The organism is Streptomyces tropicalis (genome assembly GCF_029269835.1).
In the GTDB taxonomy this organism is placed as follows: Bacteria; Actinomycetota; Actinomycetes; order Streptomycetales; family Streptomycetaceae; genus Streptomyces; species Streptomyces tropicalis.
This window is the reverse complement of record NZ_JARJBB010000004.1, coordinates 124,151-144,707: the sequence shown is the minus strand read 5'-3', so window position 1 is coordinate 144,707 and position 20,557 is coordinate 124,151. Positions and strand designations below refer to the sequence as shown.

The 20,557-nt window shown below is 73.8% G+C and carries 17 protein-coding genes and 1 pseudogene; 7 read left to right on the top strand and 11 right to left on the bottom strand.

Features of this window, described 5'->3' with window-relative positions; genetic code table 11:
- Positions 1–81: 81 nt before the first annotated feature.
- The 5 genes from P3H78_RS09740 to P3H78_RS09720 form a co-directional block, all read right to left on the bottom strand.
- Positions 82–1,053, bottom strand: a complete 972-nt coding sequence (locus P3H78_RS09740) for an alpha/beta hydrolase (RefSeq protein ID WP_276108467.1) — start codon at positions 1,051–1,053, stop codon at positions 82–84.
- Between the two features lie 372 nt (positions 1,054–1,425).
- The gene (locus tag P3H78_RS09735; RefSeq protein ID WP_276108466.1) at positions 1,426–2,676 is read right to left on the bottom strand and encodes a PucR family transcriptional regulator; all 1,251 of its coding nucleotides are present in this window, start codon (positions 2,674–2,676) and stop codon (positions 1,426–1,428) included.
- A 203-nt stretch (positions 2,677–2,879) separates the two neighbouring features.
- A complete protein-coding gene (locus P3H78_RS09730; RefSeq protein ID WP_276108465.1) occupies positions 2,880–3,677 on the bottom strand; it encodes an SPOUT family RNA methyltransferase in 798 nt (265 codons plus the stop codon).
- A gap of 58 nt (positions 3,678–3,735) precedes the next feature.
- On the bottom strand, positions 3,736–4,380 hold the full coding sequence (locus P3H78_RS09725; protein WP_276108464.1) for a dihydrofolate reductase family protein: 645 nt from the start codon (positions 4,378–4,380) through the stop codon (positions 3,736–3,738).
- A gap of 252 nt (positions 4,381–4,632) precedes the next feature.
- On the bottom strand, positions 4,633–5,277 hold the full coding sequence (locus P3H78_RS09720; protein WP_276108463.1) for a phosphatase PAP2 family protein: 645 nt from the start codon (positions 5,275–5,277) through the stop codon (positions 4,633–4,635).
- A 218-nt stretch (positions 5,278–5,495) separates the two neighbouring features.
- Here P3H78_RS09720 and P3H78_RS09715 point away from each other — a divergent pair, with 218 nt between their 5' ends.
- From P3H78_RS09715 to P3H78_RS09695, 5 genes are all read left to right on the top strand, one after another.
- Complete coding sequence (locus P3H78_RS09715; protein WP_276108461.1) at positions 5,496–5,879, top strand: BlaI/MecI/CopY family transcriptional regulator; 384 nt, start codon at positions 5,496–5,498, stop codon at positions 5,877–5,879.
- A complete protein-coding gene (locus tag P3H78_RS09710) occupies positions 5,876–6,847 on the top strand; it encodes a M56 family metallopeptidase (protein WP_276108460.1) in 972 nt (323 codons plus the stop codon). The genes P3H78_RS09715 and P3H78_RS09710 overlap by 4 nt, the downstream gene beginning before the upstream one ends.
- A 38-nt stretch (positions 6,848–6,885) precedes the next feature.
- Positions 6,886–8,079: an MFS transporter gene (locus P3H78_RS09705; protein ID WP_276108459.1), complete on the top strand. Its 1,194-nt coding sequence runs from the start codon at positions 6,886–6,888 to the stop codon at positions 8,077–8,079.
- 333 nt (positions 8,080–8,412) lie between these two features.
- The gene (locus tag P3H78_RS09700) at positions 8,413–8,802 is read left to right on the top strand and encodes a BlaI/MecI/CopY family transcriptional regulator (RefSeq protein WP_276108458.1); all 390 of its coding nucleotides are present in this window, start codon (positions 8,413–8,415) and stop codon (positions 8,800–8,802) included.
- A 3-nt stretch (positions 8,803–8,805) separates the two neighbouring features.
- Complete coding sequence (locus tag P3H78_RS09695) at positions 8,806–9,741, top strand: M56 family metallopeptidase (RefSeq protein ID WP_276108457.1); 936 nt, start codon at positions 8,806–8,808, stop codon at positions 9,739–9,741.
- A gap of 245 nt (positions 9,742–9,986) precedes the next feature.
- Here P3H78_RS09695 and P3H78_RS09690 read toward each other — a convergent pair whose 3' ends face one another.
- Positions 9,987–10,643, bottom strand: a complete 657-nt coding sequence (locus P3H78_RS09690) for a DedA family protein (RefSeq protein ID WP_276108456.1) — start codon at positions 10,641–10,643, stop codon at positions 9,987–9,989.
- A gap of 294 nt (positions 10,644–10,937) precedes the next feature.
- Here P3H78_RS09690 and P3H78_RS09685 point away from each other — a divergent pair, with 294 nt between their 5' ends.
- Positions 10,938–12,275 (top strand): MGDG synthase family glycosyltransferase, encoded by a 1,338-nt coding sequence (locus tag P3H78_RS09685; RefSeq protein WP_276108455.1) that lies wholly within the window; start codon positions 10,938–10,940, stop codon positions 12,273–12,275.
- A complete protein-coding gene (locus tag P3H78_RS09680) occupies positions 12,272–13,042 on the top strand; it encodes a polysaccharide deacetylase family protein (RefSeq protein WP_276108454.1) in 771 nt (256 codons plus the stop codon). The genes P3H78_RS09685 and P3H78_RS09680 overlap by 4 nt, the downstream gene beginning before the upstream one ends.
- Positions 13,043–13,305: 263 nt before the next feature.
- Here P3H78_RS09680 and P3H78_RS09675 read toward each other — a convergent pair whose 3' ends face one another.
- From P3H78_RS09675 to P3H78_RS09655, 5 genes and pseudogenes are all read right to left on the bottom strand, one after another.
- Positions 13,306–13,455, bottom strand: coding sequence for a hypothetical protein (locus tag P3H78_RS09675; protein ID WP_276108453.1), 150 nt, complete (start codon positions 13,453–13,455; stop codon positions 13,306–13,308).
- 956 nt (positions 13,456–14,411) lie between these two features.
- On the bottom strand, positions 14,412–14,843 hold the full coding sequence (locus P3H78_RS09670; protein ID WP_276108452.1) for a hypothetical protein: 432 nt from the start codon (positions 14,841–14,843) through the stop codon (positions 14,412–14,414).
- Positions 14,844–15,231: 388 nt separating this feature from the next.
- Positions 15,232–18,162, bottom strand: coding sequence for a glycosyl hydrolase (locus P3H78_RS09665; protein WP_276108451.1), 2,931 nt, complete (start codon positions 18,160–18,162; stop codon positions 15,232–15,234).
- A 671-nt stretch (positions 18,163–18,833) separates the two neighbouring features.
- The gene (locus P3H78_RS09660; RefSeq protein ID WP_276108450.1) at positions 18,834–19,712 is read right to left on the bottom strand and encodes a Rieske (2Fe-2S) protein; all 879 of its coding nucleotides are present in this window, start codon (positions 19,710–19,712) and stop codon (positions 18,834–18,836) included.
- A gap of 206 nt (positions 19,713–19,918) precedes the next feature.
- Positions 19,919–20,440, bottom strand: a pseudogene (locus P3H78_RS09655) (SRPBCC family protein).
- Positions 20,441–20,557 lie beyond the last annotated feature (117 nt).

Genomic DNA, 20,557 nt, shown 5'->3' with positions numbered 1-20,557 from the left:
GCCCGTGAGGTCGGCCGCGTACGGCCGGGACACGCCCGCCCGTGAGGCCGGGCCGGGCCCGTGGGTCGGCGCGGGGGCGGCTCAGGCCGGGTGCAGGGCGGACCGGAGGGTGGCGGCGGCCTGGCCGATGGCGGCCTCCGCGGCCCGGGTGCCGCGCAGGGTGTTGAGCATGACGAAGTCGTGGATGATGCCCTGGTAGCGGACGGCGGTCACCGGGACGCCCGCCTCGCGGAGCTTGGCCGCGTACGCCTCGCCCTCGTCGCGCAGCACGTCGGCCTCGGCGGTGATGACGAGGGCCGGGGGCAGTCCCGCGAGTTGTTCGGTGGTGGCACGCAGCGGCGAGGCGGTGATCCGGGCGCGGTCGGCCTCATCGGTCGTGTACTGGTCCCAGAACCACTCCATGCCGTCGCGGCGCAGGAAGTAGCCCGTGGCGAACTGGTGGTAGGAGCACGTGTCGAAGCCCGCGTCGGTGACCGGGTAGAACAGCACCTGCTGGACCAGCGGCAGGCCGCCGCGCTCCTTGGCCAGGAGGGTCAGCGCGGCGGTCAGGTTGCCGCCCACGGAGTCCCCGGCGACGGCCAGCCGGGCACCGTCCAGGCCGCGCGCGGCGCCCTCGTCGGCGATCCAGCGGGCCACCGCGTAGACCTGTTCGAGGGCGACCGGGTAGCGGGCCTCCGGGGACAGGTCGTACTCGGGGAAGACCACGGCGGCTCCCGCACCGACGGCCAGTTCGCGCACCAGGCGGTCGTGGGTGTGGGCGTTGCCGAAGACCCAGCCCGCGCCGTGCACGTAGAGGATCACCGGCAGGGTGCCCGCGGCCCCGGCGGGCCGGACGACGCGGGTGCGGACGCTGCCGGTGGGACCGCCGGACACGGTGATCCACTCCTCGTCGACGTCGGGCAGGTCGACCGGGCCGGACTGCACCTCGTCGACGGCCTTGCGTCCCTCCGCCGGGGGCAGGTCGAAGAGGAAGGGCGGGTTGGCGGTGGCCCGGGCGAAGTCAGCGGCCGCGGGTTCCAGCACCGGCTGGACGGGCTCGTCGGTGGGGGACATGCGCTCTCCTGCGTTTTCGTCGGTGTGCCGGTTCTCGGCGGCCGGACGGAGCCGTCCCCTGGGGGTGCCGGCCTGCGCCCGTCCGGACCGGCGGGACGGGCCGGTGCGGCCCTTCCTCCGTGCCGCCATTGTTGGTTCCGGGCGCCGCCGCCACCACCGCGCACCGTAGGGATCCGCCGGTCCCGCTTCCTCGGTCTGTAGCACCGGTACGGCGTCCGCACGCGCTGGATCGGCCCCCCGGACGTCCCTGCCCGGCACCCCGGTCGCGCCGGGCGGCAGGCCGGTCGCGCCGGGGACGCGCGGGGTGCGGACTCCTCCCGCTCCGGCACCGTGGGCTCAGGCTCCGGCACCGTGGGCTCCGGCACCGTGGGCTCAGGCTCCGGCGTCGTGGGCGCGCGGGGCGAGGAGGTCGCCGATGCGCAGTCCCAGGTGCAGGAGGAGCCGGTGCCCGCCGTCGTCCAGGTCGAGCCCGGTGATCTCCTGGATCTGCCGCAGCCGGTAGTACAGCGAGGTCCGGTGGATGCCGAGCGCGTCCGCCGTCCGCGGGACGGACCCGGCGTGTTCGAGGAAGCAGCGCAGGGTGTCCCGCAACCGTGGGCCGCCGCGCCCGGACGACAGGGCGCGCAGCGCCTGCGGCAGCAGTGCTTCGGTGAGGACGTGGTCCGGCAGTTGCAGCAGGACGGTGTACTCCCCCAGTGCCTCCCAGTCGCCGATCCGGTGCAGGGCGGGCAGCCGGCGCGCCGCGCGGGCCGCCACGAGCGCCTGCTCGTACGACGCCCAGGCGTCGGCCGGGCCCGACCGGCGGCCGCCGATGCCGACGACGGGGGCCGCCGAGGCGTCGAGGAAGGTGCCGAGCGCCTCCAGCACGCGGGCGGACTGCTCGGCGAGTTCGCCGGGCGCCGGGGGCCGGTCGCGGAGCTGGAGCAGGACCGCACGGTCCGGACCGACGGCGACCGCGCCGCGGGCGCCACGGGTCTGCCGTAAGCCGTCCATGGCGCCGCGCAGGGCGACCTCGACCTGCCCGGGGGGCTCCTCGCAGCGGGCCACCTGCACCACGCTCACCACGACGTGCGGGGCCTCGCGCAACAGGCCGCGGTCCAGGGCCCGGCGCAGCGCGGCGCTGCGGGCGTGCGGGCTCGCCCCGAGCAGGTCGAGCACCAGGTTCTCGGTGACGCGTTGCTCGGCGTCGGTGGCCAGGTGCTCGGCGTACATCTGCGCGGTCATCTCGCGTGCGGCCCGGCCGATGGCCGCGGTCTCCCGCGGGGTGAGCGTGCGGCCCGGCGCGATCACCACCAAGAGGCCCAGCAGATGGCCGCGTTCACGCAGGGGTACGACGTAGCGGGGCAGCAGTCCGAGATCGTCCCGGCCGTCGACGAAGCCGGGCGCGGACCAGCGGGCCACCCCCTGGGCGAGGACGTACCGGATGGGCTCGGCGTCCGCACGGCCCTGGAGGAGGGTCCGGACCCGCACCGCGTCCTCGTCGCCGAAGTGGCGGCTGGAGCAGATCATTCGCACCAGGGGGTCGTCGACGACCACGGAACGCCCGATGTCCTCGGCGAGTTCATCGACCAGCGCCCGGAGCGCGTCACTGCCCGCCCGGGCCCGCGGCAGCCGTTCGGTCATCCGGCATCCCCCTCTCGACGCCCCCGTCGTCACAGTTTCTACACACTGGTGAACTTCATGATCAAGTTCACCGGAGTGTCGACCTTGACGGCACCGGTGACGGAGACCCCGGCCGGGCGGTCCGTGCGCGGGTGCGGCAGGGAGCCCCCGTATCGACGGCGTCGGCCGACCGGGCTGCGGACGCCGTGGGCGGCGCGGCTCGGTCAGCTGCCTTCCCGGTAGTTCATGAACCAGTGGGTGTCGAAACAGCGGGCCATCGTGAACGGGTGGTGCGGGTCGACGAGGATGCGGCAGACGAACTCCGCGGCCTGGCACTGGAAGGGGACGTCCTGGCCGTCGAAGGACCGGACCACGACGGGCCAACGGCCGGGGTCGTCGCCTTCGGTCCTCCAGCAGTACAGGTCCTCGTGCTCCGTGCCCGCCCAGATGAACAGACCGTCCTCCCCGAGATCCGTCCCCGGCTCCTGGTTCAGGTCCAGATATCCGTCGAAGGCACCCTCGCCGAACGTCTCGACCATGCGCCTGTAGTCGCTCGGCAGCGCGGTGCCCAGGCGCGACTCCATCTCCGCCCAGTCCACGTCCGGCCGCTGTGCGGGCTGTGTCCAGCCGGTGATCCGGACGAGCCGCTCCACCCAGTCGACGTGCTCGTCCGGAGCCGCCTTCACGAGTTCGGGCACCTCCCTGTGAGCGACCACCAGCACCGGCCGCTCGGTCCCCTCGGCGTCCCGCGCCGTACCCGTGCCGACCCACCGGTCCCCGTACGCCCACGCCCGCATCCTCACGGCCCGGTCCTCGAAGGGGACGAGGAGGGCCGCACCCCTGGACTCGTCGACCGTCGGATCGGTGAAGCCGTCGAGGACGAGGGTGCGCGGGGCGCCGTACCTGCCGGCGAGCAGGTCGGTCAGGTCCTGCGGGTCCAGCTCGCCGGGCAGGTACATGTAGCCGTCGGCCGGGCCGAGTCGGGCCAGCAGGTCACTGAGGGTCGCTTGCGTGAGCTCCATGGCGAGCAGTGAAGCGCACCGCACCGACAACGGGGCCCGAGCCGAGTCGTCCCTCGCGTCACCTTCGCCAGAACAGGTGGTGCGTCACGCCGCTCGGGCTGGGCACGACCTCCAGATGGAACCGGTCGAGCAGCTCGTCGGGGGACTCCCAGAGTCGCAGTCCGGAACCGAACTTCATCGGCGAGACCGCCACGTGCAGGGTGTCGACGAGCCCGGCGTCGAGGAACTGCCGGACGGTCGCGACCCCGCCGCCGAGTCGGACGTCCTTGCCCTGCGCCGCTTCCCGCGCCCGCTCGAGGACCGTCGCCGGGTCGCCGTCGACGAAATGGAACGTGGTGTCGGAGAGCGTGAACGACGGCCGCTCGTGGTGGGTCATGACGAACACCGGCGTGCGGAACGGGGGCTCCTCCCCCCACCAGCCGCGCCACTCGTGGTCCGGCCAGGGCCCGCGCTGCGGCCCGAACTTGTTGCGGCCCATGATCTCGGCGCCGATGTTGCGTGCGAAGTCTCGCGTGAAGTAGTCGTCGAGACCCCGGCTCCCGCCGGGATCCGTGCGCATGGGCCAGCTCGCCGTGGCTCCGGCCCAGGCGAACAGCCTCTCGGGACGGTCCAGGCCGAACGGCCGCTCGAGGCTCTGGTGCTCACCGGCACCGATTCCGTCACTCGAGACGTTGAAGTTCATGACTCTCAGCAGTTGATCCACGTGATCCCTCGTCCGGTCCTGTCGCGTCGTCGTGCGGCGAGGCGCCGCACATCATGACGTCGAACGGGACGTGGCCGGATCGACAGCGGGCCGCGACTTTTTCCCAGGCGCTTCGGGAAGCGGCCCCGCCGGCGGTGTGGCCGTGGCGGACGCGCACGGCATCGACGTGGCCGCGGGGCCCTCCGCCGGCGGCCGAACAGCTCCGCCCCCGGCGGCCGTCGCGTCGGCCGCCCGGGGATTTCCGGGGCGTGCTCAGGAGGCGGCGTGGGCGCCGGTGGGCCCGGCGGTCAGGAGCGGCGCCAGAGCCCCGGTGCGCAGGCGGGCGACGAACGGCACGGCGATGCGGCCCAGGATCCGACCGGCGAGGTGGGCGACGGGCACGGCGAGTACGGCGGCACCGAGGACGTCGTGGGGGTAGTGGTCGCCGAGGTAGACGCGGGTGAACCCCTCGAAGAGGGCGAAGACGGCGGCGACGGCGGACAGCCGGCGGTCGAGCAGCCACAGGGCGGCGACGGTGGCGAAGGCGGTGGTGGAGTGACCGCTGGGGAAGGCGTAGTCGGTGGGGGCCGGGCACACGTCGACGAAGTAGTCCCGCGGCAGCGAGTGGCACGGCCGCACCTCGCCGACGACCTTCTTGACCACCTCGGCGACGGCGAAGGCGGCCACCACGGCGACGGGGGCGGCCAGGGCGAGGGTCATCGCGGAGGTGTCACGACGCCGCGCGTTCCACCAGCCGATGACCATGAGCACGGCGAACACGCCCAGGCCCGCGTTGGTCCACAGCTCCAGCGGCGTGTTGAGCCAGCGGGTGTCGCGGGCGAAGTCGGTGACGGTGGTGAACAGCGAGCCGTCGAGGCCGGAGCCGTCGAAGGCCAACTGCACGGAGTGGGCTGCCATCGGGGCGCCTCCAAGCGCTCGGGGTCGCGACGTCGGATCGGCGGCGCTGTCGCGTGAACATCTACATCTCTGTAGATGTTCACGGGACAGCGCCGCCGGCTCGCCCTCCGGGGTGTGCCCCACCCGGCGGGGCGTGGCACACTCGGGGACGAGCCAACGTCTACATGCTCGTAGAATTTCTACAGGACTGTAGACGACGAACGAGGGGAAGCCAACTCGTGAACACCGGACCCATCCCGGCAGAACGCAGGCCGGGCGGCGCGCTGGAGGCCGAGGTCCTCGCCCTGCTGCAGTCCTCCCGCCGGCCGCTCACCCCCGGGGATGTGCTGCAGCACCTGAGCGACGACCTGGCCTACAGCACGGTGGTGACCGTGCTGTCCCGCATGTTCGAGAAGGGGCTGCTGACCCGGGAGAAGCAGGGCCGTGCCTACGCCTACACCCCGGTGACCGACACCCACGGGTTCGCCGCGCGGCGGATGCGGCAGGCCCTGGAGTCCGACCCGGACCGGGAGGCCGTGCTCACCCACTTCGTGGAAGACCTGTCCACCAGCGACGAACAGCTGCTGCGCCAGCTCCTCGGCGGCCTGCCGGACCAGGGGTGAGTGCCGTGGTCATGCACCTGCTGGCCTACCTGCCCCTGCTCTTTCCCGTCCCGGCCGCGCTTGCCGCCCGGCCCCTCGCCGACCGTCTGGACCCGCGCCTGGCGACGTGGCTGCTGACCGTGGGCGCCCTCGCCCTGGGCGGCCTCGGCTGCGCCGCCCTGGGGGTGGTGGCGGCAGCGGGCGTGGTGCGCCTGCAGCCCGCGGCGTGGGTGGGCCACTGGTCGGCCTCCGTCGTGCGTGCCGGCGACACGGTGACGACCGTCGAGGCGGGTGCGGCCGCCGCGATACTGGCCGCCGCCGTAGGGGCGGGGGCACGACTGCTGTGGCGGCGGATGCGGGCGCTGGCGTCCGCCGCCCTGGAAGCCGCCTGCCTGCCCGGGCACGAGCAGCTGGCCGTCGTCGAGGACGCCGCCCCGGATGCCTACGCACTTCCGGGCCTGCCCGGACGTGTCGTGGTGTCCACGGGCATGCTCGACGCCCTCGGCCCCGCCGACCGGGAGGCCATGCTCGCCCACGAGCGCGCTCACCTGACCTGCCACCACTACGCGTTCGTCGCCGCCGCGCACCTGGCCGCCGCCGTCAACCCGCTGCTGCGTCCGGCGGCCACGGCCGTCACCTACACCGTGGAACGCTGGGCGGACGAGTACGCCGCCGCCACCTGCGGCGACCGTCGGCAGGTCGCCCGCGCGGTCGGCAGGGCCGCCCTGGCGACCGCCCACCACCCCGGCCGCCGACGTCTTCCCAGCGCCGTGCTGGGGCTGCTGGGACGACGCGGCCCACTGGCCGGCGCCGGGCCCGTCCCCCGCCGCGTCGCCGCTCTGCTCGCCGAACCCGCCCCCTCCACCACGCTGTTCCGCCTGCCCCTGCTGCCGCTGGCCGGGGCCGCCGCCGTCGTCGGCTCCAGCGCCCTGTGCGCGTTCGCCGCCGCCCACGACCTGCACGTCCTGCTCGGAGTCGCCGGCACCTGACCGGTATCCAGCCCGCCCTGCCCCAGGAAGAGCCACCGGTGCCGCCCACCACCAGCCATGACCGCCCACGGGGTCGCGCCCGGGCGTGGCCGCTGTACGCGGCCGGGTTCACCACCGCGTTCGGCGCCCACGGCGTCGCGGCCAACCTGGGCCGCTTCACCCTCGCCCACCACGAGTCCCTGCTCGTTCTCGGCGGCCTGCTCGCCCTGTACGACGGCGCGGAAGTGCTGCTCAAGCCGGCGTTCGGCACCCTGGCCGACAGGGTCGGAGCCCGACCGGTGCTGCTCGGCGGTCTGGTCGCGTTCGCCGCGGCCTCGGCGCTGTTCGCCCTCGCCGGCGACACCGCACTGCTGTGGGCGGCCCGCCTCGGGCAGGGCGCCGCGGCCTCCGCCTTCTCCCCGGCCGCCTCCACCCTGGTCGCCCGCCTCAACCCGAGCGCCCGGCACGGTCGGGCGTTCGGCTCCTACGGCTTCTGCAAGAGCCTCGGCTACACCGCAGGCCCCCTCCTCGGCAGCGCCCTGGTGGCCCTGGGCGGACTGCAGCTCCTGTTCATCACGACGGCCGCACTCGCCGCCGTCGTCGCCGTCTGGGCGGCCCTGGCGGTGCCGACCGTACCGCCGCTGCCCAGGGCCCGGCAGACGGTGATCGACCTCGCCCGGAGGCTGGGCCAGGGCGGTTTCCTGAAGCCGACCACCTCGCTGGCACTGGCCACGGCCGCGCTCGCCGTCGGCGTCGGCTTCCTCCCCGTCGCCGGAGCCGCCGCCCACCTCGGGCTCCTCGCCACGGGTGCGGTCGTCTCCCTCCTCGCCGCCTGCGCGGCCTTCGTCCAGCCCCGGGCCGGAGCGGCCCTCGACACAGGCCGGATCACCACCGCGGCCGGCATCCGTACGGGACTCGCCCTCACGGCGGCCGGACTCGCCGCTCCGATGCTGCCCGGCCCGACGGGGCTGCTGCCCGCCGCGGTCCTCATCGGCACGGGAACCGGGCTGATCACCCCACTGGGCTTCGCGGCCCTGGCCGGGGCCGGCCCACCCGAACGGCTCGGCCAGACCATGGGGGCGGCGGAGCTCGGCCGTGAACTCGGCGACGCCGGCGGCCCCCTCCTGGTCGCCGTGGTGGCCGCGGCGACCACGCTCACCGGCGGCCTCGCCGCACTGGCCGCCCTGACCGCCGCCGGGCTCCTCACCACCCGCCCCGCCGCCCCGTGGACCGACCGGCGGCCGTCCCACTGACCGGCGCGCTGCCGCCCCCATCGACCGGGTGCCGTCGGCGGCCGTGGCGGGGTGGATGTTCCGGAAGCCGGTCAGGTCGGAGCGGACGACCGTGAAGGTCACGCCGGAGCGGCTGGTGAACCACAGGCTCGCCCACGGCCACAGGTCCACCACCGCCTCGACGGCTGGAACCACGTCACCGCCCTGCAGGAGATCCACCACCCGTGGAGGACTCGGAGTCCCGCCCGAGCACCACCCCACCCACCCCGGCCTGCGCCTGAGCGGCTGGTTGACTTTCTACGCCTCGTAGTAGCGTGGACGGCTTGCTGACGGGGAGCTGAGAGGCGGTGCTGGGTGACGGGCGGTAGGGACGGTCGGGGGGAGCCCCGGCGGCGTGCGCGGGGCGAGCTGGAGGGGGAGGTGCTGGCTGCCTTGTGGACGGTCGGCGGCCCCGTGTCGGCGGCGGTGGTTCAGGAGAAGGTGGCCGGTGCCGCGTACACGACGGTGCTGACGATCCTGACCCGGCTGTGCGACAAGGGACTGGTCACCCGGCGGCGGGAGGGACGCAGCCACGTGTACGCCGCCGTGGACGATCAGGCCGGGCTTGCGGCGGCGGGGATGCACTCCCTGCTGGACGAGGGCGGGGACCGTGCGGCGGTGCTGGCCCGCTTCGTCTCGGATCTGTCGGCGGAGGACGAGCAGATGCTGGAGCAGTTGCTGCACGGCGACCCCGGCCGGGGGTGAGACGTGTTCTGGCCGGCGCCGATGTATCTGCCGTTGCTGGTGAGCGCGGTCCTGGCGCTGGTCGCGCCGTGGGTGGGTCGCCGGATGCCACCGCGTGCGGGGGCATGGGCGATGGTGTGCGCGGCCGTCGTGGCCGCCGGGACCTGGCTGACCGAGCTGGCGATCCTGGCGTTCACCGCTGTGGGCCAGCTGCCGCTCGTGGCGGCGCAGGGGTCGTGGTCGGTGACGGTGCTGGCGGCGGAGGACCCGGTCAGCCGGACGATCGCCGCGGTGTGCGCCGGGGTGGTGCCGGTCGTCGTGGTCAGTCTGACGGCGGCGTCCTGGCGCCGGGGGCGGGCGCTGGTCGGCGCCTGGCGGGATTACCGGAAGCTGGCCGCGGGCGGTGATCTGGCCGTGATCGACGACCCGGTGCCGGCGGCGTTCGCGGTGCTGGGTCTGCCCGGCCGGGTGGTGGTCTCCTCGGGGATGCTCCGGGTGCTGGACGCACCGGAGCGGCAGGCGCTGCTCGCCCACGAACGAGCGCACCTTCGGCACCGGCACCACCTGTTCTCGCTGATGCTCCATCTGACGGCAGCGGCGAACCCGTTGTTGCGGCCGCTGGAGCGGGCAGGTGCGTTTGCCGTGGAGCGGTGGGCGGACGAGGAGGCCGGGGTCGCGGTGGGCGACCGGTCGCTGGTCGCCCGGGCGATAGCGCGGGCCGCTCTGGCGTCGAGCCGCGCCCGGCAGGCGGCCCTGTCCGCGACCGGCGGGCCGGTGCCGCAGCGCGTGCGGGCGCTGCTGGCCCCGCCGATGCCCCGTCGTGACGGCGTGGCGGTGGCCTTCACGGTTCTCATGGCGGCCTGCTGCGCGAGTCTGGCCATCACGGCGCACGACACGGAGCGGCTGTTCGAGGCCGCCATGCACGCACACACCACCGCCACGCACCTGCGCACCCGGTGACCGTCCGCGTCCCGCGGATCCCCGTGGGACGTGACGGCCACGGGTGTTCCGCGGGGCAGTGCGGTGTTCCGCGGTCAGCAGTGGGCGCGAGCGGCTCGCGGTGTTCCGGAAATCAATGACCGGTCCGGGGCGTTGCGACGCAGACGGGACGTTGCGGACACGCCCTAGGATCTGTCCGGACCTGCGCCTCTCCCTCGGCCACCGCCGAAGACGTCACGGCCCGCCCCGGACGGGACCGGCCGGGATCAGCGCGGCGACTCCGCGGCACACACGGCCCGGCGGGCACGGAGCCAGTGGACGGCAGGAGGCACGAGCCCGGCTGCGACGACCGCGGCGACGGCGGGAGCCAGGTACGCCGTTCCACGGCGCCCGCTCTCGCCGAGGACGTACCCGACCAGCACCAGTGACTGCGACCAGGCGAGTCCGGCCACCGCCTGCCACAGGGTGAAGGACGCCCCGGACATGCCCAGCACGCCGGCCGCCGGATGGACGAGGGTGCGGACCACCGGCACGAACCGCCCGAGCAGCACCGCGCGCCGGGGCCCGTACCGCGCGAACAGCGCCTCTGCGCGCGCCATGCGGGCCTGCCCACGACCGTCCGTCCCGCGCAGCCGCATCGACCTGCCACCGCGCCGGCCCAGCCAGAACCCGGTCTGGGCGCCCGCGAGGGAACCAGCGCCCGCGCACACGAGGACCAGCGGCAGCGAGAGACGGGCCGCGCCCAGCGTGCCGAGCGAGCACGCCAGACCGGCCGGCAGGAGCAGGGTGTCCCCGGGCAGGAAGACGCCGACGGCGGGCAGCCCGGTCTCGGCGAAGGCCACCACCAGCACCGCCCAGGCGCCGAATCTCGCCAGCATCGCCTGCGGATCCATGGCCTCCGCGCTCATGGGACCGGCAGCCATCAACGAATCCTCCCTCTCCGTACACCCCTGCACCCGCATGTATTTCTACATCTAGTAGTAGATTTGGCGGCGCCCGGCCCCGGCCCGTTGCGCGCGGAGTTCCGCTCCGAACTCGTCACCCCGCAACCGTCGTTCCCTTATTTCTACATCATGTAGTAGCTTCGGCTGTCGACGCCACCGCAGTCGCGTCCTGGACCGCATCCGCCCACAGGTGCGGCCTCGGTCTGCGCCCGGTGCCGTCCCGGCCCGGGACATGCCCGGCCGCCCCGTGTCCCGTCAGGAGGCTGATCGACCGTGCCCGAGCGCCACGACCCGTTGCCGGGGCCACTGCCTTCGCCCTCCACCGCGCCGGCCCTGGGCGCGGCCCCCCGGCGGGTCGTCGTCATCTCCGCGAGCGTCGGCGCGGGGCACGACGGGGCGGCCGCGGCACTCGTCGACCGGCTCACCGCGCACGGAGTCCCGGTGGACCGGTGCGACTTCCTCGACCTGCTGCCCGCGCGCACCGGCCGGCTGCTGTGCGGCGGCTACCACCGTCTGCTGACCTGGGCCCCGGAGGGCTACCAGCGCCTCTATCGGGCAACCGAGCAGGCCGCGCGCCCCGGCGCGGTGTGGCGGGCGCTGTTCCGCGGCGCGGAAGGCCGCACCCTGGCGGCACTCCCGCCGGACACGTGCGCCGTCGTCTCGACCTATCCGGGGGCCAGTCAGGTCCTCGGCGCACTACGGCAGCGCGGTCTGCTGACGGTGCCGGCCCTGACGTACCTGACCGACTTCTCCGTTCACGCCCTGTGGGTCGCCCCCGGCGTGGACGCGCACATGGCGGTGCACGCGGTCCCGGCGGCCCAGGCCCACGTCCAGGGTGCGGCCGCCGTGACGGTCGTGGGTCCCGTCACCGATCCGCGCTTCACCCCCGCGACGGACGGGCAGCGGCTCGCCGCGCGCGCCCGGTTCGGGCTGCCCGGGCAGGCACCGCTGGCCCTGCTGGTGGCGGGATCGTGGGGGGTCGGACCGGTGCGCCGGGCAGCCGCCGAGATACGCGAGACGCAGGCGGCGGTGCCGGTGGTGGTGTGCGGGCGGAACCAGGCCCTCGTCGAACAACTGCGGCGGGACGGTGCCGAGTACGTCTTCGGCTGGGTGGACGACATGCCGGGCCTGATGCACGCCTGCGACGTGCTGGTGCAGAACGCCGGCGGGCTGACCTCGCTGGAGGCGTTCGCGGCCGGGCTGCCGGTGGCGAGCTACCGCTGCATCCCCGGTCACGGCCGCACCAACGCCCAGGCGCTGGAGGAAGCGGGCCTGGCTGCCTGGATACGCACCCGCGAGAACCTGGCCCCCACGCTCACCGACCTCCTGCGCGGGCCGCGCGGCCGCGCCCAGCGCGCGGCGGGAATCGCGCTGCACCGGTCCGCGCCCGGCCCGGTGCCCGTCATCGCCGCGAGAACCGGCATTCGCCCTGCGTCCCCCGCCGTGTCCCCCACCGTGCGCCGCAGGAGCAGGCTGCGGTTCGCCCTGTCCGCCGCGGCCACGGCGGCGACCCTCGCGCTGGGCGTCGCCGCCCCGCTCGCCCACGCCTACGCCGAGGCCCCCGCCCGCTTCATCGCCGTCGCCCACTGCCTGGACGGAGACAGGCGATGACCTCAGCCCGCTCCGCCCTGTTCGCCTCCGCCGCGGTCCTGCCCGCGCTCGCGGCGCTGCACGCCGCACCGGTGATCTCCACGTTCGGGCCACTGCGCAACACGGCCATGCCGCGTCTGGCCGGGAAGGGCCGTCCCGACCACGTCGCCCTCACCTTCGACGACGGCCCCGACCACCTGTCCACCCCGCGCTTCCTCGACCTCCTCCAGGCGCGCGGGCTCCGGGCCACGTTCTTCCTGCTGGGTTCGATGCTGGTCCGCTCGCCCGGGCTCGCGCAGGAGATGGCGGCCGCCGGGCACGAGATCGCCGTCCACGGCTGGCACCACCGGCCCCTGCTGGTGCGCGGACCCCGTGCGACGTACGACGACCTCGCCCGCGCCCGCGACGCCGTGGCCGACGTCACCGGGCGGCCGCCCGCGCTCTTCCGGCCCCCGTACGGAGTCATGACCACCCACGCCCACCTCGCCTGCCGTCGCCTCGGCCTGACCCCGGTGCTGTGGACCTGCTGGGGCGAGGACTGGCGCAGACGGGCCACCCCCCGGTCCGTCCGGGACACCGTCCTGCGGGACCTGCGCGGTGGCGGCACCATCCTGCTGCACGACTCCGACTGCACCTCCGCCACCGGCTCCTGGCGCACCACACTGCGCGCACTGCCTCCGGTCCTCGACGCCTGCCGGTCGCGCGGCTGGCAGGTCGGCCCCCTGCGCGAGCACGGCCTTCCCCGGTACGGGACCGATCTCCCGGACCTCGGCCCGGAAGGCCCGTGAGGGCCTGGCAGCACCCGGAGGGAAGGAAACCGGCCCGGCATCCGCGGACCAGGGGCCTGCCGCCCCTGGTGGGAACTCCCCACACCCGTTGCGGCGAGCGCCGGGTGCGTCCGCGGGAGGCCCGGATCCCCGGGCCTCCCGAAGCGACGACGCCGCCACGTCACCGCCCGGTGCGGCCGCAGGGAGACACCGGACGTGCCCGGCACGCCGAGGAGGCTCGAACGGGCCCCGGCCGAGAGGACGTTGCAGCTCGACCGGGCGTCCTACCGCCTGGTCGGGATCGAGCTGTGCCGCGGCACGTCACCGGCGACGGCGCCCTGGCGCAGGGGATTGTTCATCGCCACCTCCTCCATGACCGCCGACGCCGCCGAGTGCTGCGGCCTCCCCCGCAACCGCACGGTCGTCATGGGCACGCACGCCGAGGTGGAGGGGCGCCCGGCCGTCATCAGCCGGACGGGGCCCGCGCTATGGGGTGGGGGCGCAGATCACGTACGCCTGGTACGGCCCGCCACCGATGCCGGCGGTGGCAAACCAGCCGTTGGCCGGGGCGCCGCTGTTCGACGCTCCTCCGTCGGTGGTCGGGATGGACGTGATCAGCGGTGTGTGCGAGCCCGTGCCGGAGGGGACACCGCCACCGCCGAGTGCGACGTGTCCTGCCGCGCAACCGGCGAAGGCGAATGCAGCAGGCTGCCCGACCACCACCCGGGCGCCGGCGACGCCCGACGGCCCGGCGGGACCCGACGGCCCGGGCGGTCCCGAGGGCCCGGGTGGATCGGACGGGCACGATCTCGGGCAGTGCCCGGACGGCTTCGGGTGGCCCGGAACCGTGTCCCGCCCATGCGGACCGAGGGTGCCGACCGCCCTGAAGACTCGGGATCGGGTTGCGGTCCACGTGACTTCGGTTTCGGTTGCGGGCCTGCACGCCTCCGGCGACGGCCCCCCGAGGTCGATCATGTGCAGCTGTCCGGTCCGGAGGTCGACGCAGCCGCCGAGGGGGCCACCGTTTCCGGAATTGACGGAGTGGGCTGCGTGAACGATGCCCGCGCCTGCCACGGCGGTGACGAACACGGTGCCGGCGATCATCGTCGAGCGACGCTGCGAACGCCGGCCCCGTGGGGATCCGGAGCCGCGCGGTGAGTCGAGGGTCGCGTCCATACGTTCGAGTCGGCAGGCCACGCTCCTGCCGTGGGCAGGGCGAAGCCACCTTCCCCTTTCTGCGGAATGGCCAACGAGCATCGACGATCAGCGGTACGACCGTATGAAGAAAGCCCGCTGCCGGACTTGTCCGGCCCTGACGACACGCCCTGGTGTCGCCCACACGGTCCAAGGGGGCCCGTCGATCACCGCTGGAGCCGGACAGGGCTGCCGGTCAGGAGCCCGGTTCCGCGACGGGCCGCCTCGTCCCGGCGATGCTCCAAGCGGCCGTGGACCACAGGGTCGACGCACAGCCGACCCCTACGAGGGCGGCAACGGGTCCCGGTGAGGCATCCACGGCTCGCGCCAGGAGGCCGACGACACCGAGGACGGTCAGAACCGCGCCAGGGACGACAAGCCGGCGGTCGGCGATCAGACGCGCCAAAGGGAGGAAGTGAAGCCCCGCCGCGACCGCGACCAGCGGCATGATCAGTTCGGGGACCCCGCCCGCCCTGCACCCTGTGGCGATCGCGACGATGAGGAGCCACTGCACGGCATTGACCTGCACGAACCGCCGTCGTACCCGGCGTGGCAGCGGCCAACTCGCCCCACCGGCCGGCTCCGGCGACCGGCTGCGCGCCACCAGCACCAGGGTGAGCGCGACCACCAGTCCCAGCAGGCAGGCCGCCCGGCGACGCTGCGTCTCCGAAGTGCCCCAGTCCGGCGAGCAGCCACCCCGGCCCGAAGAACGCGTGGAAACCGACCCCCGCCCTGATCACGCGGTCAGTGGAGTCACGGAACCTGGCGGCCTGTCCGTTTTCGCAATGCACTGGCATCAGCGCGACCCGCGCCGCGCGATGGCGCCGCGCGGCCCTCCGGGGGGAGACGACACCGGTGGCGCCGACCGACGTCCGAAGAAGTCGGTGCCTCCGCGGTGCTTGCCCACCTGGAAGTGCGCGGCGGGTGGCCGGCGCGGGATCTCCCACCGGACGTGGCTCACGTGTCCCGTCCGCCGGCCCGGACCCGAGCGGGTCCGGGCCGGCAGACAGGGGCCGTCAGTCGTAGGGGAGGTGGACTACGGAGAGGTTGCCGGTGCCCAGTGTGCTGGGCTTGTTGCCGAGGGCGCTCCAGACTCTGACCTGCACCCTTCCGTCGTGCAGGTCGCAGGCGGTCCCGGTGGACGACACCAGGCCCGCGCCGTCGGTGTAGTGCTCCCAGCCCGGGAGCGGGTCGGTGGCGTAGTAGCGGTAGGTCTCCACTCGGTCCCAGTTGCCGTCACCGGTGCAGTCGTAGGCGATCTGCGCCTGCACCGCGTTTCCGACCGTGCCGTCGGCGTCGACGGCCAGATCGAAGGCCGTACTGCCGGCGCGGTGGGTGAGGTCCAGGCCGGTCGCCACGAAGGTGAGCGGATTGTAGGGGTCTCCGTCGTGATTGACGCCGTCCGCGGACGGCACGGTGACGCCGGCGGCGGCGCGCGTGGTGGAGGTCAGTTCCCCGCCGGGCTGAAGGTAGAGCGTGGGTGAGGATCCACTGCCGCCACCAGGCGGTGTCGCCGTGTCGGTGGGGGTGGGGGCCGGTGTCCCCGTGGGGGTGGGGGTCGGTGTCCCCGTGGAGGTCGGGGTCGGTGTCCCCGTGGAGGTCGGGCCGCCGCCTCCGGTCGCGCTTCCACCACTCCAGTTCTGGGCCCCGGTGGCCACGGTCCGGCCGGCGGGTACCTGGACCGCGGTGCCGTCGGAGAAGTGGACGGTCGCGTCCTCGCCTGTGGCGTTGGAGGCGACGAAGGTGCGCTTGCCGTTCTTCACGAACACGGACGCCAGCGGGGTGTCGGCGGTGACCGCGGTGTCGACGGTGCCCAGGGCGGCGAGGTTGCGGATCCAGTGGAAGGTGTGGGCCTTGCTCTCGCCCTCCTCGGAGGTGAAGGAGTTGTCGGCCCTGAAGTCGGCGAGTGCGGCGTCACCGTCGCCGAGAGCCAGGTACTCGTACCAGATGTCGGTCCAGATGGTGGGCCGTGTCCCACCGCTCTGGTGAAGCATTTCCTGGTAGTTGGCCTTGACGTAGTCCGGGTCGTGGCCGAGGTAGAGGTGGCCGCCGGTCACCGGCAGCAGGTTGATGCCCTGGATCTGCTCGGGGGCGCTGGAGAACCAGGTCGAGTAGGCGCCGCCGTTGCCCCAGACCATACCGACCCCCTTGTGCTTGAAGTCGGCCGGGTAGATCTGGTCGTGGATGTCGAACCAGTAGTCCTGGATGGCGGCAGCCTGGGTCGTGTACATGTAGATGCCGGCGTCGCGGACGGTCTTGTTCCCGGTGGCGACGCCCCACTGGATGAGGGCGTTGTCGAAGTTCATGCCCTCCGACGAGGACTCCTGATTGTTGCCGGCGGCGAAGGAGCCGTGGCCCGAGGCCCAGTCGTGGCCGCTGTAGATGTCGAAGTCCCGCAGGTACGGGAAGCGTTTGTCGCTGCGGTCGTAGTTGTTGGCGTCGCGGATGAGCAGGTCGACCATGCCACCGTAGTGGCTGGGGCTCGCCCAGGCGGGATCGAACTTGGCCAGGGTCGCGGCGGCCGCGACGTAGTAGCCGTAGTGGAAGTGGTGGTCGTTGAGTTCTTGGTCCGATCCGTACGACGCGGGATATCCGATCAGAGCGCCCCACTTGTCGTCGTAGTAGAAGAGGTGCCCGGTCTCGTCCTGGGAGGCCGTGAACCAGTCCGTCAGTTTCGTCCGGATCGCGGACAGGGCCGCGTCGCGGACGTCGGTGTTGCCGGTCTGGTCCGCGATCTCCGCGAGGCGTGCGGCCCGCCCGAGTCCCTTGCCGGTCCAGTAGGTGTCGTCGCTCTGCTGCCGGGTGGGATCGGCCTTCTCGGCGTTCAGGTAGTTCTGCAGGGTCGTCGCGTCGGTCCCCGAACTGTCCGCGACGGCGGGGATTTCCGGCAGGACGCCGTGGAAGACCATCGACGTGGTGAACGACTGGATGCCCGGGAGCACCTTCAGCGGCCCGCGGGAGGAGACGTAGGTCTGGGCGAGGGGGCTGCCGGAGGCGAGGAAGCGCCACTGGTGGGGCAGGAGGGCGGCCACGGTACCGGTCGCCGAACCTTCCATCGCGGTGGTGGTGTAGCGGTAGGTGGTGCTGACGGTGCTCTCACCCTCGTCGTAGCGGTAGGAGACCGAGGTGCCGGTGACGTGGTTGTGAGCGTACTTCGCGTACTCGTCGGCGAGGGCGGCCCGCTCGGAAGCAGGGGTGGAGGAGGTGGTGGGCAGCACCGCCACCGAGAAGTAGTCCTTGCCCGCGAGGGTGGAGGCGAGCGTGGAGCCGCTGACCGACCAGGTGGCGCCGGCCGGGGCGAAGGCGACGTAGTCGTGCCCGTTGACCCGGTAGCCGATCGTCCCGGCGGTGTTGGACCACACGCCGAGGTCCGAGCCGGAGTCCGCGCGTATCTGCGCGTCGCCGCCGGTGGCGCGGTAGTAGGAGAACGGCAGCCCCGATCCGATGGTGGCCCGTAGGGTGTGTGCCCCGTCGCTGAGCAGGGGACTGACAGTCCAGTCGCTCCAGTCGTCGACCTTCACCTCGGGAGCCGCCAGGCCCGCGACGCCGACGGTGAAGTCCTGCGCGTAGGTGTAGTGGTACTCCCCCACGCCCTTGGCGCTGCCGGATATCGCCGGCGTGGTGCTGTAGGAGACCCCGAGACCGCCCGACTGTGCGCGGTAGCCGAGCGGCTGGGCGAACAACGGCTCTCCGTAAGCGCAGTTGGTCCGCTTCCACAGGATCGACGACCACCAGTCGTTGGTGGGGACCGCTCCTGACGGTGCGTTGGACGTCACCCAGTGCCGCGGGTTGGTGGAGATGTCGGCGCAACCGGAGGGCAGCGGCCCGGGCGGCTGCGACGTGTAGCTGCCCTGGCCCACGGTCCCGGCCCGGGCGGCAGGAGAGGCGAGGACGGCCAGTGCGGCGCCGAGGAGGGCGAGCACCGTACCGATCACCAGGGCACGCACGGGTCGGAAGGGCCTTCCGACCCGAGCGGCGCCGGCACCCGTCGGGGCGGCAGGGGGCGGTAATGCGGGTCGCCTCGCCGTGGCACGAGGTCGTGGGGTGATTCTTCTGAGCATCCGACATCTCCTGTGGGCTGGATGTCGCGCGCGAGCCGCACGCGGCGGTGGGGGATCACGTGCACGTGCGTGGGGCGGGGGACGCAGGCCACCAGTGGTGGCGCGTCGAGTGCGGGTTCCTGTCCGGGTTCCGCATTCTTCGTGAGAGCGCTCTCACGACGGGGAGGCTAAGGATCCTTCACCGGGAGTGTCAACACTTCGCGCAACCGGCGTTCACCGATGCGTCATCACGCCGAAACGGACAACCCGAGACCGGGCTGCACTGCCGGCGGTGGGTGGCGGCACGCGGGCGGGTGGGGGCGTGCAACTGCCGGCGGCCCGCGGACGCACGCCGGCACCGCGACGAGTCGGGGCTCGGGGGCATGTGGAACTCCTTCGCCCGGCCGCCCCTGCACGAGTCGTCCACGACCACGGCGCACGGCGGGAGCGGGAGGCCGCTCGAGTACGCGCACTCGGGAGGTGGGCAGGACGAGTGCGGCGGCAGGGTGGCCAACGGGCCCTTGCACCGGCGGGGTTCACACCGCGCAGCCGACTCCCGCGCCGCCGCGCCCCGTCCCTCAACCGGATGCCATGCGGACCTCGACCTGGCCGTCGCCCCTGATGCGGGACTCGAAGTGGGGTTGCGGTGCGGTCGCCGGGCCGGCGATGTTCTCACCGTCCGCGAGGCGGAAGCGGCTGCCGTGCCAAGGGCAGACGATGCAGCCGTCTTCGATCTCCCCCTGGTGCAGCGGCCCGTCCAGATGGCTGCAGCGGTCGGCGAGGGCGTACACCTCTCCGTCGTCCTGGCGCACCAGTACCACCGGAACCTCCCCGGCCATGCGCCGAACCGGCACGCCGACGGGGAAGTCCCCGTCCGGGCCCACAGGACACCACTCCTGGCTCGCCACCACCGGCACGGCCTCGGCGTGATTGCTTCCGGCCGCCTGGCGGTAGGCGAGGTGTCCGCCCACCACACCTCCCGCCGTGGCCAGGGCCAGTCCCCCGAAACCGAGCAGGCGCCCCAGGAGGGGACGGCCGCGCAGCCGTGCCACCAGGGACCCCTCGTAGGTCACCACGGCGGCGAGATTGGCCGCGGCATGGACGAGGCCGGTACGGGCCTGGCGCGGGCGCTGCTCCGCCCAGTCCACCCATCCGGCCAGAGCGGCGGGTGCGGCGGACGCCAGGCCCAGCCCGACGAAGAGGGCCGCCGCCCGGCCGTGGCCGGGAAGCAGGTCCAGGACGCCGGCGGCCGTCCAGGCGCCGATCGGAAGCTGCACCAGCGCCGGGTGGACCGGGTGCCCCAGCCATACACCGTGCAGCACGTCGCGGCCGGCTCCCAGGGGGAGGGCGCGCACCACGCGGCGCGCTGCGTCCGCGGTGGAATCCAGCCACGCCTGCTCGTCGAGCACGTCCAGCGCGGCGGCCGGCTTCCTGCTCCTCGGGCGGGATACGTCCATACCCGCCGACTAGCCCTCACCGAGAGGCCCAAACACGTCCTCGGGGCCCGCGCCGGACGCAGTACTCCCCGCGTCGTCGAACCGTCGGAGAGCGGCCCGGTGACGCGTGTACGGCCAGGCGCCTGCCCGCGCTCCAGCCCGTGTCGGCGTCGGCCGGCGGACCGGCCGCGACCAGGCCGTCGGCACCCGCCACGACCACCGTCGCGTCAGGCGCACCCACCGCGTCGGGCGCGACCGCCGCCTCCGCGTACGCCCGCGCTCCTGCCCGGGCCGACGGCTCGTGGCCGACCGGGACGGGCGTCCCGCTCGCAGAGTCCGGCGAGCCGGGCGAGCATCGCGCGGTGGCGCAGCTGGATCAGGGACTCCACCGCCGCGTTGTGCAGCACGCCCCCCGCTCCCCGCAGGGGATGCTCGTCGACGATCACCAGGCAGTGCTCGCCCCAGTCGCGCAGTTCCACCGCGATGCGTGCCGTGCCCAGCGGTCCGGCCTTCGCCTCCAGCTCCAGCACCCGGCCCACCTCGCAGCGACGGACCACCGTCTCGTTGTCGAACCGCCAGGGCCCCAGTCGCACCTCGTAGCGGAGAGCCGACCCCACCTGCGGCCACCGTCCGCGAAGGGGATGCGACGTCGAGGTGCCCACGACTCACTCCGCGTAGCGGTCGCCGTCCGCCAGGACGGACCACACCCTGTCGGGATCGGTCTCGATCAGACGATGCCGCACGGCCACGACTGCCTCCAGAACCACCGGGCCCCCGCCGTCGGGCCGGGTTCCCCACCCGCGCGCAGTCAACCCGGACGTCCGGCCCCGCTGCGGTGGCCGCACCGGCGGTGACCGGGGGCAGGT

Bases quoted from the DNA above. Each gene is read 5' to 3' on its own strand.
- P3H78_RS09740 (WP_276108467.1), bottom strand. From the start codon at position 1,053: ATGTCCCCCACCGACGAGCCCGTCCAGCCGGTGCTGGAACCCGCGGCC.
- P3H78_RS09660 (WP_276108450.1), bottom strand. From the start codon at position 19,712: ATGGACGTATCCCGCCCGAGGAGCAGGAAGCCGGCCGCCGCGCTGGAC.
- P3H78_RS09730 (WP_276108465.1), bottom strand. From the start codon at position 3,677: ATGGAGCTCACGCAAGCGACCCTCAGTGACCTGCTGGCCCGACTCGGC.
- P3H78_RS09690 (WP_276108456.1), bottom strand. From the start codon at position 10,643: ATGGCTGCCGGTCCCATGAGCGCGGAGGCCATGGATCCGCAGGCGATG.
- P3H78_RS09720 (WP_276108463.1), bottom strand. From the start codon at position 5,277: ATGGCAGCCCACTCCGTGCAGTTGGCCTTCGACGGCTCCGGCCTCGAC.
- P3H78_RS09735 (WP_276108466.1), bottom strand. From the start codon at position 2,676: ATGACCGAACGGCTGCCGCGGGCCCGGGCGGGCAGTGACGCGCTCCGG.
- P3H78_RS09680 (WP_276108454.1), top strand. From the start codon at position 12,272: ATGACCTCAGCCCGCTCCGCCCTGTTCGCCTCCGCCGCGGTCCTGCCC.